Source organism: Rhodococcus sp. 06-470-2 (assembly GCF_002258235.1).
GTDB lineage: Bacteria > Actinomycetota > Actinomycetes > Mycobacteriales > Mycobacteriaceae > Rhodococcoides.
The window spans coordinates 37,667-52,029 of sequence record NZ_NOYB01000048.1 but is presented as its reverse complement, the minus strand read 5'-3'; the positions used below and the strand labels follow the sequence as shown (position 1 = coordinate 52,029).

Genomic DNA, 14,363 nt, shown 5'->3' with positions numbered 1-14,363 from the left:
ACAAATGCGCGCGCATTCGCGACGATCAGGGCCGAACCCGGATGCCGGCGCGCACACCGGCGGCCACCCGAGCGTCTCGGCACCCCGACTGCCGCCCCTGCTCGCACCCCCTCCGACAAACGCGCGCGTATTCGCCACCTGCGCGCGGAATCGCACCCCGACCAGCCCCATTTTCCGCGCACCCGACGAACGCGCGCGCATTTGCGGAACGGCGATCACCACCGGCAGCGAGCGCCTACCCGATCTCGACCCGACCACCACCCACCACCACCACCGCAGCCGGGATCAGCCCACATCCCCGCGACAAACGCGCGCGCAGTCGCCAACCGCGCGCACAATCGCGGCTCGGACACCCGCCATTTCCCGCGCACCCGACAAAGGCGCGCGCATTTGCGGACACCCAGGGCTGAACTCCGGGGCTGAAGTCGGGTGCCGGTGCGTGACGCGAGTGCGGGCTGCCGACGGGAGCGCGAACGCGCGCGCGTTTGCGAGCTGGGACTCTCGACCTCGACTCCGGTGGCAGTAGACGGGAGTTTCATCGGGCAGTACACGGTGTGTCGGTTCGTTGCGTCGGCCTATGTCGTCCGCAATGCCTACTGGTTGCCAAATAGCCGCTATGCCAACCTGATTCGTGGACCACAACGCGTGCGCCTCTAGCGTCGAATTTAATCGGTGGAGTTCGGGGCGGCGGCCGTGCATGATCGTGACACAGGCACATCGCAGAGACCGTGGAGGTGGACAATGGCAGCAGAAATGAATTACGCACGCCGTCGAGTTGTCTGCACGCGGTTTGCCATGGTCGCCGATCATGCTCTCTGAGTAGGCCTTCGGCCCAATCGGTGCTAATCGGTTGACCCAATTTCGCAATCTGACCAATACTTCGCCGCACAACAATGCCCTGTGTCCGGCGTCCACTTTTGTTGTAGGAGAACAGATGTACCACTACGAACAGATCCTGAACGAACACCGACAACGCGTCGCGCGTGGTGTGCAGAATTACGAACGGCGTCGGGTGGCGGAAGAAAGAGCTGCCGAAGCAGTTGTCGCAGAATCGGATTCACGTGAGAGTGAGGCCATGGGAGCGGTGGCCTCGAACGACTGCGAATCGGACTCCGAGATCGGCATCGGGGTGATGTCGTCCAGCCGGTGACAGTCAGGTCTCCACCAGATGTAAGTAGCGATCACCCGCGGCTGCTATGAAGTCGCGAACGAACCAGCACGTAGGGACAACGCGGAGTCCCTGCGTGCTGGTGTCGTCGAGAGCGAATTCGGTGAGCGCAGCGGCAAGTCCTCGGCCGCGAAACTGCGGAAGCGTCACAGTGTGATGAAACGTTCTGGAACTGTCCGATTCCAGGTACTCCGAGTAGCCCGCCAACTCGGAATCGACATGGATCTCGAATCGATGGTCGGCACTGTCATGGGTGATCTCGACAGTCATGGTGGTACCTCCTCGCCGAGTTCGGTGTCACCACCGTAACCGGCACTCGTCCCGCGGAGTGTTCTGCGGTTACTCGAGCACGCATCGACGCAGTAGGGTGAGAGAAACCGAGTCGTGCGAGCGCCACCCGTCGCAACACCGCTCTTCATAGATACGGGGCGCTCTCGAGGCTGAAGGTGGCAATCCGTGGAAGACACATCCGACCGGGGAATCAAGGCATTCATTCGAACCGTCGCTCAGCGCGGTGGTCGCGCAGAGCGGCTGACGACGTCGCGGCGTAACCCCGTGCAGGTCTGGTCCATGGACGGTAGTTCCTCGTGCATAGTCCGAGTGCGATCCAAGGTGACGGGTGACTGGAAAGCCCGCAGGCAGGACGAATCGCTCGAGAGTGACGACACTGGATCCTCGTACTGGGTGTTCGTCGATCTCGCGAACGAAGAGCCGCGCTTCTACATGGTCTCGTCCGAGGAGATGGCCACCGACATTCGCGGAGAAGTCGACCTGTGGGTCCAGGACTCGCCCCTCCGTACCAGGACTGGGCATCATGCAATCGCGGTGGACAGAGTGCTGCACGGCAGTGAGCGTTGGGACCTGCTCGGTCTGAGTGCAACCTTGGACACAACGGTCGATCTGGGACCCGAACAGACGTGGGTTCGTACTCCACGGGTGAAGACGCCTCGTAAATCGGCCAAGGCGGCCGTCGAAGAGGAAGTTGTGGACAACCGAGTACGCGTCGTTGCCGACTGCGAGGGCTATCGGCTGAGCGGCCGCTACGACCCCGAGACGCAACGGCTCGAGATCACCGCAGGGCCGATGGAGGGTCGACGGTTCGACAATCCTTCCGTCGCAGCCAGTGCGGTAGCCACTCACATCAGTGGGGACGTCGAGGAGCGCGACGGTTGGCAGTTCTGGCAGCTGGACACTCCGGATCGAGCTCCGTTGGGATCGTTTCAGTAGGAAACCACAGCGCACGGCTGCTCTGTTGTGATTGCTCACCAAATTGGCCTGTCCGGCAAAAACGGGACAAAGGTCCGATTAACCTAGCGCTGGTAGGACGAGCTCCCTGCTTTAGCCCCTGGGTCGAATCGATGTTCGAGAGTTCGTCCGCGCATCGAAATTCGGGTACCAGCGAGCTCAACGGTCGACAGTGCGAGGGGTGCTGTCGACCGTGGGGAGAGGTTTTCACCATGGAACATTCCTTCCGGACGGGCACAGCCCATGCGTCCCGTTTTCTGTTCCTCATCGCCCAGTTCGTCGATCGGAGAATCCCGGCCGAGTTCTTCTCTGCTCAGTTCCGCGAGCTGCAGAACACCCAATCCACCTATCTCGATGCCGACGTCTCTTCGGTCATCGGAATGTTGTCGGTCGACGTCGGCGCGTACCTGGGGGATGTCGAAATCAGAGGGGTGGACTACATCGACTCCGAACAACTGTGGCTGGCTGCCGGGCAAGCGTTTCGCGATCTCATGACCGTCCAGTCCCAGCACATCGAACGCGAGGCAGGGTGACGGCAACGCGTACTCTCACCGGAATCGATCACGCTGTCGCAGAAGGTCTTCGAGCCTGAATCGTCGGTGCGTGCCGCGCATTTCGATCGATAGGTCGCCCGCGTCGGCCAACCGTCTGACATAGGTGCCGGAGACACCGAGGACCTCGGCAGCTTGCGAAGTGGTCAGCAACTCGTCCACGGTTCCGATGGCCACCGCCCGGCCGGTCGAGAGTTGGGTCAGAAGTTCCAAGACCGCACTGCGTGATGCGTCGTCGAGTCGAACCTCCGAACCGCCGATTCTGAGGTCGACGTCCGCTCCGGTTCGCTCGTGAACGACTGCCGCCAACGAGTTGGCCGATCGCGACTCGAGAGCAGGCATGACGAATCGGAAGTCCATTCGTCCAGGATAGGAGTGGGCGCGGGCGTCGGTACGCATAGGCTCGGAGCACCCAGCATGTGAGGAGTGTTCCAGTGCCACAGTTGTTGCACCTCGATTCGTCCGCCGACCCGGATCGTTCGACAAGCCGTCGGGTGACGGCCCGCTTCTCGGACGCCTGGCATGGCATCGGCACCGACCACTCGGTGATCCATCGAGACCTGCATTCGAGTCCGTTGCCCCACCTACCCACCTCGGCGCTGCATTGGGCACCTCGCCTGCGAACCGCCGACGAAATCGTGGAGCCGTCCGCCGAGGCGTTGCAGGTCGAACTGATCGAGGAACTGATCTCGGCCGATGCGGTGCTGATCGGCGCGCCGATGTACAACTGGTCGATCCCGTCGACCCTGAAGGCATGGATCGACTACGTACACGTTCCGGGTGTCACTGTTCCGTTCGACAGTGACACGGCACCTCTCGTCGGCAAGCCCGTGGTCGTGGTGACCAGTCGGGGAAACGACTACACCCCCGGTACCGACAACGCGTCCTCCGACCACACCACCGCGCAACTGCGACAGGTGCTCGGAGTTGCGCTGGGGATGGACGTCCACTTCGTCCCGGTCGACTTGACACTCGCCGAGCGGGTGCCGGCGCTCGCACCGCAGATTCCGCAGGCACGAGCCAATCTCGAGGCGGCGTTCTCCGCCGTCGACGATCTTGCGTTGCGATTGGGTGGAGCAACCACCAGGTGAGCGCCGAGTAGCCTGGCGAGGTGCTCTCGAACGGCCCAGGTAACGACACCACCCGCGGTGAACGTGGATCAGGGCGCCATCGCATCAGGACGCCGTCGCGCAACCGCGGTCTCGCGCTCCGAATCGGCCGAATTGTCGTCGCCACTGCGGCAGTTGCCTCGATCGCGGTGAGTGGAATCGGCTTCGCGGTGTACCGCGAAGCCACCACGGGGCTGACCACCTCGGACGCGCTCGACGGCATCGCGAACAATGATCCGGGCGGCAACGGCGAGGACACCAACATTCTGTTGATCGGTCTCGACAGCCGCAAGGACATGGACGGCAACGACCTGCCTGCCGAGTTCGTCACCGATGCGCTGCATGCGGGCGACAGTGACGTCGGCGGTTACAACACCAACACACTGCTGCTGGTGCACCTTCCGGCCGACGGAGGGAGGGCGACTGCGCTGTCGATACCTCGCGACGACTACGTCGACGTTCCCGGATACGGCAAGCGAAAGATCAAGGAGGCGTACGGACTTGCCAAAGCCGACGCCGATACACAGTTGCTCGACGAGGGCGTCACCGATTCGGCCGAACGTGAGCGTCGAGCACGCGACGCGGGTCGGCGATCGACGTTGACCGCGGTTCGTGACCTGCTCGACGTGCCGATCGATCATTTCGCCGAGGTGAACCTGCTGGGCTTCTACGACGTCGCGACAGCCGTCGGGCCGATTCAGGTGTGCCTGAACAATCCGGTACACGACAACTATTCGGGGGCGGACTTCGCCGCGGGCGCGCAGGAACTGAGCGCTTCGCAGGCGCTGTCCTTCGTCCGGCAACGCCACGGCCTCGACAACGGCGATCTCGATCGAACCAAACGACAGCAGGCCTTCGTGGCAGGAGTGATGGCCAAGCTCAGCACCTCCGGTGTCATGGCGAACATCGGCGAACTCCGGGCGCTCGTCGCGGGTACCAAGAACGACGTCGTGATCGACGCGTCCTTGGATCCGGTGAAGCTTGCAGGCGGAGCCGGTGCAGTTATGCAGGGAGACATCGATTTCTACACGCTCCCGATCACCGGCTACGACACGATCGACGGGCAGGACGTCAATCTCGTCGACGTCGACGCCGTCCGGGCCGAGGCAGCCCGGCTGATCGGCGACGTACCTGTGCAGGCACCGCCGACCACCGCGGCAGCTGATCCCGCAACGACGCCGCCCCCGATCGAGGTCGCCGCACAGGATCCGTCCCTGGATCCGGCGGCAGCCCCCGACGAGGGTGTGCACAGCGACGGCGGCATTCCCTGCGTCGACTGAGTCCAGCGTCGACCGAACTCGCCAGCGGGTATCGGTCAGGGCGTCGGCGCGCTGAGCAGAACGTCCATCAACTGCTTCTCGACCGCCGCGAACTGCGGCGTCGTGACGATCTCGAGCCCGCGTGGACGTGGCAGAGCCACCTCGATCTGCCGTCGAACGTGTGCCGGTCTGGGGGAGAGAACGATCACGCGATCGGAGAGATAGACCGCTTCGCGGATGTCGTGCGTGATCATCAGGACCGTCCACCGAAACTCAGACCAGACCTGCTGCAACCAAGCCTGCATATCGCTTCGAGTCAACGAGTCCAGTGCCCCGAAGGGTTCGTCGAGCAGTAGTACCGATCGTCCCTGCACCACCGTGCGCAGCAGCGCCGCCCGCTGGCGCATGCCGCCGGAGAGCTCGGACGGTCTGGCCGACTCGTACCCGTCCAAGCCGAACACCGGGAACAGCTCGCGTGCCCGCGCCCGCGCCTCCTTCTTGGCAACGCCCTGCACTTCGAGCCCGAGGGTGGTGTTGTCCAGCACCGAACGCCATGGAAACAGGAGATCCTTCTGCGGCATGTAGGCGCACGGCGGTACTCGAACCGTGCCGGAGTCGGGCTTGTCGAGTCCGGCCAGCATGTTGAACACCGTGCTCTTACCGCAACCGCTCGGGCCGATGATCGACAGGAACTCGCCGGGGCCAGCACTGAACGACACACCGTCGAGTACGGGCTTGTCGCCGAATGATTTGGTGAGATCGTGAACGTCGATGCAGGTGTCGGGGTCAGACATGAAGACCAACCGACCCGTGGCGCGCCCAAGGCGCAACGAACCGCTCCACCAGGAAGGTGGAGACGAACAGGACCACGCTGATCACGGCCGTCACGGCAACCGCGGCGAGAACCAGATCGGTACGAAACGAGTTCTTTTGTTGGCTCATGTAGATGCCGAGCCCGGCACTGGCCCCGGCATATTCGGCAAAGATCGCGCCGACCACGGCGTAGGTGATTCCGATGCGCAGGGAGGTGAAGAACCGGGGTAGCGCCGACGGTAGCCGCACGTATCGAAACTGTTGCCAGCGCGAGGCACCCATGCTGGCCAGCAGCGATCGCGCGTCTCGATCCGCCGCCGCGAAACCCTCGATGAGTCCGATGGCCATCGGGAAGAACGTCGCCAAAGCGATCACCAGGATCTTCGGAAGCAGCCCGAAGCCGAACCAGATGATCAACAGTGGCGCGATCGCGATGATCGGAAGCGTCTGCGATACGACGAAGAGGGGAACGAACGCGCGACGCAGCCACGGCGAGAAGTCCACCGCGATGGCCAGCAACCAGGCCAGGGACAAGGAGACCGCGAACCCGACGAGGGTCACCTGCAGGGTTGCCGCTGCGTTCTCGGCGATCGCATCGCGTTGCGCCCAACCCTGGACCACCACGCGGCCGGGGGACGGCAGCACCTGCGGGCGGATGCCACTGATCTCGACGTAGATCTGCCAGGCGGCGATGATCAGAACGACGACGGTCAGCGCCGGCCACGCCCAACGCAGCGAGGCTCGGATACCACTGAGCGAGAAGGAAACTCGATCAGCGGCCACCGTCTCATCGATCGCCGAGGTAGTCATTGGTGAAGTAGGTCGACCAATCCGGCTCCGCGGTCAGAGGCGCGCCGTTCTCATCGGCCAACACGCCACTGTCGTACAGGAACTTGGAGTACGCCGTCCACTTGTCGATACTCTGTCGTCCTACTTCGCCGGACGAGTCCTTCATGTACTTCGCCGCGAGCATCTTCTGGCTCTCGAAGACCAGCGATTCGTCGGTGAACGTTCCCGGATTGGCGTCGATCAGATCCTGTGCGGCCTTGTCCGGATCGTCGGCGGCGAGTTGGTAGCCGCGCTGAAGAGCCTGGACGAACTTCTCGGCCTGGTCTGGATGGGCTGCGAGCCAGGGCTCGTTGCCGCTGATCGTGATGGCGTAGGCGTCGGGAAAGCCGTAGTCGGTGTAGTCGAAGTACTTCATCGGGGTTCCGCTGTGCTCGGCTTCGATGCCTTCCCACGCGAAATAGGAGACGGTGAAGTCCGCGGTCCCCGAATACACCGCCTCGTACGCCGAGGTTCCCAGGACGACGGTCTCGTATTCGCCTGTGCCACCGTCGTTCTTGATGACCTGCTGGAGTCCGGCCTGCTCACCGGATTCGCCGAAGCCGGCGTAGACCTTGCCGTCGAGCGCCTTCGGGCTCGGTATATCGTCTCGATCTGCGCGGACTCCGATGCCGGTCGCCCAATGTTGGAGCGGCGCGAGGACCGAGACGATCTGCGCGCCCGCCGAGGTGGCGAACACACCCGAACTCTGTGTACTGATACCGAATTCGGCGTTTCCGGCATCGACGAGAGTGTCCGCCGCGGTGTTGTTGTACGGCAGAATCTCCACGTCCAGACCGGCGTCGGCGAAGTAGCCTTCCTGCAGCGCCACGTAGAGGCCGGTGTGGTTGGTGTTCTGCGTCCAGTCCAACGCGAATCGAATGGTGTCGGAGTCCGTCGACTGCGAGCAGCCCACCAGTCCGGTCGTGGCAACGACGGCCGCCGCCAACGCGGCGAGGATCCGAGCGGTTCTCATGCGTGCACCGCACTCTCGGCCAGGGGCCACGGAGTGGGATGCAAAGCGCTGTCCCAGAACATCAATTCGTACCGCGATGCCACGACGAAGGCGTCGATCATCTGCTCTCGCTGTAGCGGAGTCGCGGCAGCCGCCGCGTCGTCCACGAATGTCCTTGCGGCGTCGACGATCGCATGGAATTCGGGTGCGTCGTACGCGGCCACCCACCGCGCGTACGGGTGGTCGGGATCGCGATCGAGAACCGCTCTCGCGGCACCGGCGAGTGAGCGGCCCACGTCGGCGTAGATCCAGAAGCACGGCAGAACAGCCGCTGCTGCAACAGGATACGGTTCGGTTGCCGCAATCGCGGTGAGGTAGGAGGTGTAACCGAGGCATGCCGGTGAAGGCTCGGGTGTCCGGGTCGAGGTGGGCAGCGCTCCACCGGTCAGCATCTCTTCGTGCGAGGCGGCCTCGTCCATCGCGCTGGCGGCGGCGCTCGCCCAGAATGCTCCGGCAACCGGGTTCGGTGCGTGTGCTGCCAGTAGCGACAGCGACTTGACGTACCCACCGAGATAGAGCGAATCCTGCTCGAGATACCGACGGAACGCATCGAGCGGAAGTGTCCCGGCTCCGAGAAGCCGGAGAAACTCGAGGTCGTCGATCGCGCGTCGGATGTTCTCGGACGCATCCCACAGTAGATCGGTGAAGCGGACCGGGTCCGCAGATACAACAGGCGTCATCGCCTTGACATCCCTTCGTCAGCATTACCTGCATCAGGTTCGGCGGGTTTGATCTCAGCATCCGCATCGGCGGACACACCCCGTGTCAGAACGAAAGCGACAGTAACACCGCTCACCCGGTGGCGCTGGTGCCGCCCCTGCATCTGCGGTCCGGCGTCAGCCCAGCATGTCCTCGAGTTCCATGCCCTTGGTCTCCCTGATCTTGGCCTTGACGAAGAAGAACGAGAGCGCGGCGAACAGAGCGAATCCTGCGTAGATCGCCCACAGCCCCACGGACGACGTCAGCGGCGGGAAGGCAAGCGTGACAGCGAAGTTGGCCATCCAGTTGGCTGCGGTGCCGATGCCGAGCGCCATAGCACGCATGCGGTTGGGGAACATCTCACCGAGCATGACCCACATGATCGGTCCCCATGTGGAGGCGAAGAAGATGACGAACAGATTGGCCCCGACCAACGCGATCGCACCCCACGGAGCGGGCAACGTGACGTCGTCGCCGCTGCCGGTCGCCTGCGAGAATGCCACCGACGCCATGACGAGCCCGACGAACATGCCGATCGAACCCCCCATCAGCAGTTTGCGCCTACCGATTCGGTCCACGAACAGGATCGCCACGAACGTCATGACCACGTTGATCACAGCGGTGATCACGGAGGTGGTGAACGATTGATCCTCGGAGAAGCCGACCGAACGCCACAGCGTCGTCGAGTAGTAGAAGATCGCATTGATGCCGACCAGCTGTTGCAGCACGGCCATCGTGATGCCCACCCAGACGATGGGTTGCAGGCCGAACTTCGGCCCGCGAATATCGGCGAACGACGAGCGTGACTCCTTGCGCAGCGTCAGCCTGATCTCGTGGACGCGCTCGTCCGGGTGCAGCTCACCGGTGATCTCGGCGAGTACGCGGGCCGCTTCCTCGTCGAGATGCTGACCGACGAGGTAACGCGGAGACTCCGGGATCAGGGTTGCCAGCAACCCGTACACGAGAGCGGGAATCACGCCGACCAGGAACATCCAGCGCCATGCCTCGATGCCGAACCACAAGTCGTTGGACGCGCCGTCGGCGGCACCGGCGAGAAGAGCGTCGGACAGCAGAGCAGCGAAAATGCCGATGGTGATGGCCAATTGCTGAAGCGAGGCCAAGGAACCGCGCCATTTGGCGGGAGCGATCTCGGCGATGTACGCCGGTGCGATCACCGAGGCGATGCCGATTCCGAGTCCGCCGAGCACTCGCCAGAGCATCAGGTCGGGGACGCTGAACGCCAATCCCGAGCCGATCGAGGAAACGACGAACAGGGCCGAGCCCAGCAGCATGACCTTCTTGCGTCCCCAACGATCTGCGAGGCTGCCGGCGAACCAGGCACCCACTGCGCACCCGATGAGGGCGATCGCCACCACGAAGCCTGTGGTGAACGAGCCGAGGAGGAAATGATCTTCGATCGAGTCGACAGCGCCGTTGATGACCGAGCTGTCGAAGCCGAACAGGAACCCGCCCACAGCAGCGGCGATGCTGACGCCGATGACCTTCGCTGTGTGGCGGTCCGAGGTCTGATTCATGTGTGATGCACCTTCCGGCCGCGCGCACGGGCGTCGGCCGCTGGGGAGACCGTACGGCAGGGATTGTCGTACCGTCCCCGGACATTACGCCTGGTAATTTGCCGCGCGAACGAGACCGTCAGCGAAGGTCGAAATCCTCGTTCGAGACGGTGAAACCGTGGCCGACCTGATCGGAGCACGTGACCCCGGTCTTCTCGTCGACGCTGCACTGCAGGCCGTTGGTGGAACCACTTCCGGGGACGGTGAGAACTTCGCCGTACGGCAAGGCCGTCGCAGGCCCGTCGAAACGGTGGAACTTGGGATCGCCGAGGCTCTCGAACTTCGCTGGGGACCCGGCGATCAGCTGTACGGCATTCGGTTTCACCGCCGTCCCCGACGCTCCGCTGCCGGGAACCTCGGGTGCCGAATCGGGGAGTGATCCGTGGCATCCGGCGATCGAGGATTCGAGGACGGCGATACCGCACTCGAATTTTCCGCTGGGGCTCGAGAAGTAGTACCAACCGGGTGCCTTGCCTGCGTAGTCCTGCGGCTTTGCCTGGGCTGCAGCAGGACTCGTCGGCACCACCGTGGTGGACGTCGGCGTGACGATCGATGTGGTGGACGGTGATGCCGACGTGGCAGAGGGCACGGAGGGAGCCGTGGCGACCGGGGTGGGGCGGTCGGTGATCACGGTTGCCATCGGACCGTCGCCTTCACCGCTCGCACCGCACCCTCCGAGCATGCATGCTCCGACGACTGCCACTGCGACACATCCGATTCTCTTCATCGCCGGTTCCTTCGCTCGCGGGCGTCGACGCTGTGAGTAACGTCGCCGAGGGGACGGTTGATGTTGGTACGTTGGGCAACGACCGAACGGGAGGTTCCATGGTCACCGCGTCCGACTCCGCTGCGTCCGATTCGACCGTGCTCGTGAGCACGCCCTACGGCGAGGTTCTCGGCTATCCGGTCGATGCCGATACGTCGCCGATCGTGGCCTGGCGGGGTATTCCCTACGCGACGCCTCCGGTGGGCAAGCTCCGGTTCCGCGCGCCGCGACCGTTGCAGCCCTGGGCGGGAGTGCTCGACGGCCTCGAGTTCGGTGCGATGGCTCCGCAGGGCCGCGACAGTCCGGTGCCGATCGATCCGTCGCTGTCGATTTCCGAGGACTGTCTCACGCTCAACGTCTGGGCTCCCCGTCCCGAGGCAGAACTGCGGCCGGTGCTGGTCTGGATCCACGGCGGCGCCTACTCGCTCGGATCGTCGGCACAGCGGGTGTACGACGGGAGGAACCTCAGCGAGAACGGCGATGTGGTGGTGGTGACCATCAACTTTCGTCTCGGTGCGTTCGGGTTCCTCGACCTGTCGTCGTTCTCCACCGACGAGCACACCTTCGAGACCAATCTGGGACTGCGAGATCAGATTGCCGCACTGCAGTGGGTCCGCGAGTGCATCTCGGCGTTCGGCGGCGATCCCGATCAGGTGACGGTGTTCGGCGAATCCTCCGGGGGAGCGTCGGTCACCACGTTGATGACCTCGCCGAAGGCCGAGGGTCTGTTCCAGAGAGCGATCGTGCAGAGCGCGCCTGCGACCTCGGTGTACGGCCCCGAACGCGGAGCCGCGGTGGCCTCGAGGTTCCTGGAGTTGGTAGGCGTCGAGCCGGCGGACATCGGTGAACTCTTGGACATGCATTTCACGAGGCTGGTCACCGCCGGTGACACACTCTGCTACGAGATCCCGACGACAGTGCCTGGGACACTTGGTCTTTCGCCGGTCGTCGACGGAGATATCGTTCCGCGCTATCCCGTGGCTGCCTTCCAGAAGGGGCTCTCGCACAAGATCCCGTTGATCATCGGCACCAACCACGACGAGCCCTCGATCTTTCGATTCATGAAGTCTCCGTTGATGCCGATCACCTCCGACACGGTCTCCGAGATGTTCCGCGCCATCGCTCACGACCACGCGGATCTGCCTGCTTATCGAGTGGCCGAGATCATGGCGGCATACCCGGACCGAGACAAACCGGCCGGGGCACAAGCCATATCGCGCGACGCGGGATTCCTCATGCCGAGCGTGTGGATCGCCGACGGGCACAGCAGGCACTCGCCGACATGGATGTACCGATTCGATCATGCGACACCGATGCTCAAGGCCGCACGAGTGGGAGCCGGCCACGCGACCGAACTGCCGTACGTCTTCGGCAATTTCGGAACGCTCAACCGAGACCCCACCTTCTGGCTCGGTGGCCGAAAGCCGGCAATGGCGGTGTCTGCGCGGATGCAGAGACGCTGGCTCGCTTTCGCGCGGTACGGCGTCCCCGCTGCGTTGGATGCGTCCAAGCATTGGGCTCCGTACACCGAGAAGACGCGCTGGACGCTGGTGATCGATGCATCCGACACTCTCGTCGACGACCCCGACGGCGACATGCGCGCTGCGTGGGGCGACCGCGTTCTGGGATTCAGCTGACACGTCGCCCGTGCGTTGTGTCGCACGGACGTTGCTGACATGAATCGAACGTAACAGCAACAACACGGGTCGCTCGAGTCACAGCGGTAACAATTGGATGTCAGCACGCTGTCGGTGGGGGCGGTTATGTTCGGTGTGTGTTGATGTCGAGGATCGTCGAAACCTCCCGTGCCGTGGCAGCGACGCGCTCGCGCAAGGTCAAGATCGAGCAGCTGAGCGCGCTCCTGGCCGAAGCGGCAGCCGGTGACATCGAGCCTGCTGTCTCGTGGCTCTCGGGGGAGTTGCCGCAGGGTCGGATAGGTGTCGGCTGGCGCACGCTGGCCGATCTCGACGTCGCGGCTGCCGCGGATTCGACACTGACGGTTGCCGAGGTGGACGAGGCGATATCGTCGGTCGCGGCGACGTCGGGGGCCGGTTCTGCTGCTCGCCGGGTGGCGCTGCTGACGGCCCTGTTCTCCCGGAGCACAGCCGAGGAGCGTCGGTTTCTGATCCGGCTCGTCACCGGTGAGCTGCGTCAGGGCGCGCTCGAAGGAATCATGGTCGACGCTGTCGCCGCCGCGACGAATCTGCCGCAGGCCTCGGTGCGTCGCGCATTCATGCTCTCGGGGAGGTTGCCTGCCACTGCGATCGCTGCCATCACCGGTGGCGTCGAAGCGCTGGACGCATTTCGGCTCGAGGTGGGTCGCCCGGTCCGGCCGATGCTGGCCTCGCCCGCGGAGTCTCTGCGGGGCGCATGGGAACAGCTCTCCGGCGATGTCACCGTCGAATACAAGCTCGACGGCGCGCGAATTCAGGTGCACCGCTCCGGAACCGACGTGAGCATCTACACGCGCACTCTGCGCGACATCACTGCGAGTGTGCCCGAGCTGGTGGATCTGGTTCTCGCGCTGCCGTGCGACTCCGTGGTCCTGGACGGTGAGACCCTCGCGCTCGAAGACAGCGGCCGCCCGCGACCTTTCCAGGAAACGATGAGTCGGTTCGGTGCCGAGAGTGCGCACGAGCTACTGCTGCAGCCCTACTTCTTCGACTGCCTGCACCTCGACGGTGTCGACCTGCTCGATGCCCCGTTGGAGCAGCGTCTGGCTGCACTGGACCGGGTGGCACCGGGACACCGAATTCCCTGTGTCGTCAGGCCCGACGCGGACGCGGCAGCAGCCCATTTCGACGCGGCACTCGACGCCGGGCACGAAGGGATCATGCTCAAAGCGCTCGGTGCTCCGTACGCCGCAGGCCGCCGCGGAAAGAGCTGGCAGAAGGTCAAACCCGAGCACACCCTCGACCTCGTCGTGCTCGGAGCCGAGTGGGGATACGGGCGTCGCACCGGTTACCTGTCCAACCTGCACCTCGGAGCTCGCGATCCCGACGGCGGTGACCCGATCATGGTCGGTAAGACCTTCAAAGGCCTGACCGACGTTCTGTTGCAATGGCAGACCGACGAATTCCCGAAACACGAGCGCGAGCGTGACGAGCACACCGTGTACCTGCGACCCGAGCTGATCGTCGAAATCGAACTCGACGGCGTGCAGGTCAGCCCACGCTATCCGGGCGGTGTTGCACTGCGGTTCGCGCGAGTACTCCGGTATCGACCCGACAAGAACCTTGCCACCGCGGACTCCATCGACGCCGTGCGTGCACTGCTTCCGCACTCGTGAACAGTTCGGACGATTAATACGTACGAAACCGCACGAACGATCCCGTAACA

15 protein-coding genes and 1 riboswitch are annotated in these 14,363 nt (G+C 64.0%); of the genes, 7 read left to right on the top strand and 8 right to left on the bottom strand.

Annotation, left to right across the window (positions count from 1 at the left end; all coding sequences use genetic code 11):
* The first annotated feature begins 934 nt into the window (after positions 1-934).
* Positions 935-1,150 carry a hypothetical protein gene (locus CH276_RS27585; protein ID WP_094632303.1) on the top strand — a complete coding sequence of 72 codons (216 nt, stop codon included), beginning with the start codon at positions 935-937 and terminating at the stop codon, positions 1,148-1,150.
* 3 nt (positions 1,151-1,153) lie between these two features.
* Here CH276_RS27585 and CH276_RS27580 read toward each other — a convergent pair whose 3' ends face one another.
* On the bottom strand, positions 1,154-1,438 hold the full coding sequence (locus tag CH276_RS27580; RefSeq protein ID WP_032393458.1) for a GNAT family N-acetyltransferase: 285 nt from the start codon (positions 1,436-1,438) through the stop codon (positions 1,154-1,156).
* 186 nt (positions 1,439-1,624) lie between these two features.
* Here CH276_RS27580 and CH276_RS27575 point away from each other — a divergent pair, with 186 nt between their 5' ends.
* Both CH276_RS27575 and CH276_RS27570 read left to right on the top strand, forming a co-directional pair.
* Positions 1,625-2,395 carry a hypothetical protein gene (locus CH276_RS27575; protein WP_045194378.1) on the top strand — a complete coding sequence of 257 codons (771 nt, stop codon included), beginning with the start codon at positions 1,625-1,627 and terminating at the stop codon, positions 2,393-2,395.
* Positions 2,396-2,625: 230 nt separating this feature from the next.
* Positions 2,626-2,946: a hypothetical protein gene (locus CH276_RS27570; RefSeq protein ID WP_032393530.1), complete on the top strand. Its 321-nt coding sequence runs from the start codon at positions 2,626-2,628 to the stop codon at positions 2,944-2,946.
* Between the two features lie 15 nt (positions 2,947-2,961).
* Here the strand turns inward: CH276_RS27570 and CH276_RS27565 are convergent, their stop codons facing one another.
* Positions 2,962-3,324 carry a helix-turn-helix domain-containing protein gene (locus CH276_RS27565; RefSeq protein ID WP_094632301.1) on the bottom strand — a complete coding sequence of 121 codons (363 nt, stop codon included), beginning with the start codon at positions 3,322-3,324 and terminating at the stop codon, positions 2,962-2,964.
* Positions 3,325-3,398: 74 nt separating this feature from the next.
* Between CH276_RS27565 and CH276_RS27560 the strand changes: the two genes are divergently transcribed.
* Positions 3,399-4,055 carry an FMN-dependent NADH-azoreductase gene (locus tag CH276_RS27560; RefSeq protein ID WP_094632299.1) on the top strand — a complete coding sequence of 219 codons (657 nt, stop codon included), beginning with the start codon at positions 3,399-3,401 and terminating at the stop codon, positions 4,053-4,055.
* 20 nt (positions 4,056-4,075) lie between these two features.
* Entirely contained in the window at positions 4,076-5,353 is a 1,278-nt protein-coding gene (locus CH276_RS27555; protein ID WP_094632297.1) for an LCP family protein, read from the top strand.
* A 35-nt stretch (positions 5,354-5,388) separates the two neighbouring features.
* On the opposite strand, the gene CH276_RS27550 is transcribed toward CH276_RS27555, so the two are convergent.
* The 6 genes from CH276_RS27550 to CH276_RS29155 form a co-directional block, all read right to left on the bottom strand.
* Entirely contained in the window at positions 5,389-6,126 is a 738-nt protein-coding gene (locus tag CH276_RS27550; RefSeq protein ID WP_094632295.1) for an ABC transporter ATP-binding protein, read from the bottom strand.
* The gene (locus CH276_RS27545) at positions 6,119-6,955 is read right to left on the bottom strand and encodes an ABC transporter permease (RefSeq protein ID WP_094632293.1); all 837 of its coding nucleotides are present in this window, start codon (positions 6,953-6,955) and stop codon (positions 6,119-6,121) included. The genes CH276_RS27550 and CH276_RS27545 overlap by 8 nt, the downstream gene beginning before the upstream one ends.
* Positions 6,933-7,946, bottom strand: coding sequence for an ABC transporter substrate-binding protein (locus CH276_RS27540; RefSeq protein ID WP_094632291.1), 1,014 nt, complete (start codon positions 7,944-7,946; stop codon positions 6,933-6,935). Before CH276_RS27540 ends, CH276_RS27545 begins: the two co-directional genes overlap by 23 nt.
* Positions 7,943-8,665, bottom strand: coding sequence for a TenA family protein (locus CH276_RS27535; protein ID WP_094632315.1), 723 nt, complete (start codon positions 8,663-8,665; stop codon positions 7,943-7,945). Before CH276_RS27535 ends, CH276_RS27540 begins: the two co-directional genes overlap by 4 nt.
* Positions 8,659-8,758, bottom strand: a riboswitch (TPP riboswitch). It overlaps the preceding gene by 7 nt.
* 63 nt (positions 8,759-8,821) lie before the next feature.
* Positions 8,822-10,219: a sugar porter family MFS transporter gene (locus CH276_RS27530; protein WP_032393467.1), complete on the bottom strand. Its 1,398-nt coding sequence runs from the start codon at positions 10,217-10,219 to the stop codon at positions 8,822-8,824.
* 118 nt (positions 10,220-10,337) lie between these two features.
* Positions 10,338-10,985 carry a hypothetical protein gene (locus CH276_RS29155; protein ID WP_254924455.1) on the bottom strand — a complete coding sequence of 216 codons (648 nt, stop codon included), beginning with the start codon at positions 10,983-10,985 and terminating at the stop codon, positions 10,338-10,340.
* Positions 10,986-11,083: 98 nt separating this feature from the next.
* Here CH276_RS29155 and CH276_RS27520 point away from each other — a divergent pair, with 98 nt between their 5' ends.
* Positions 11,084-12,661, top strand: a complete 1,578-nt coding sequence (locus CH276_RS27520) for a carboxylesterase/lipase family protein (RefSeq protein WP_032393469.1) — start codon at positions 11,084-11,086, stop codon at positions 12,659-12,661.
* A 137-nt stretch (positions 12,662-12,798) separates the two neighbouring features.
* Complete coding sequence (locus CH276_RS27515; protein WP_094632289.1) at positions 12,799-14,313, top strand: ATP-dependent DNA ligase; 1,515 nt, start codon at positions 12,799-12,801, stop codon at positions 14,311-14,313.
* The last annotated feature ends 50 nt before the right edge of the window (positions 14,314-14,363 follow it).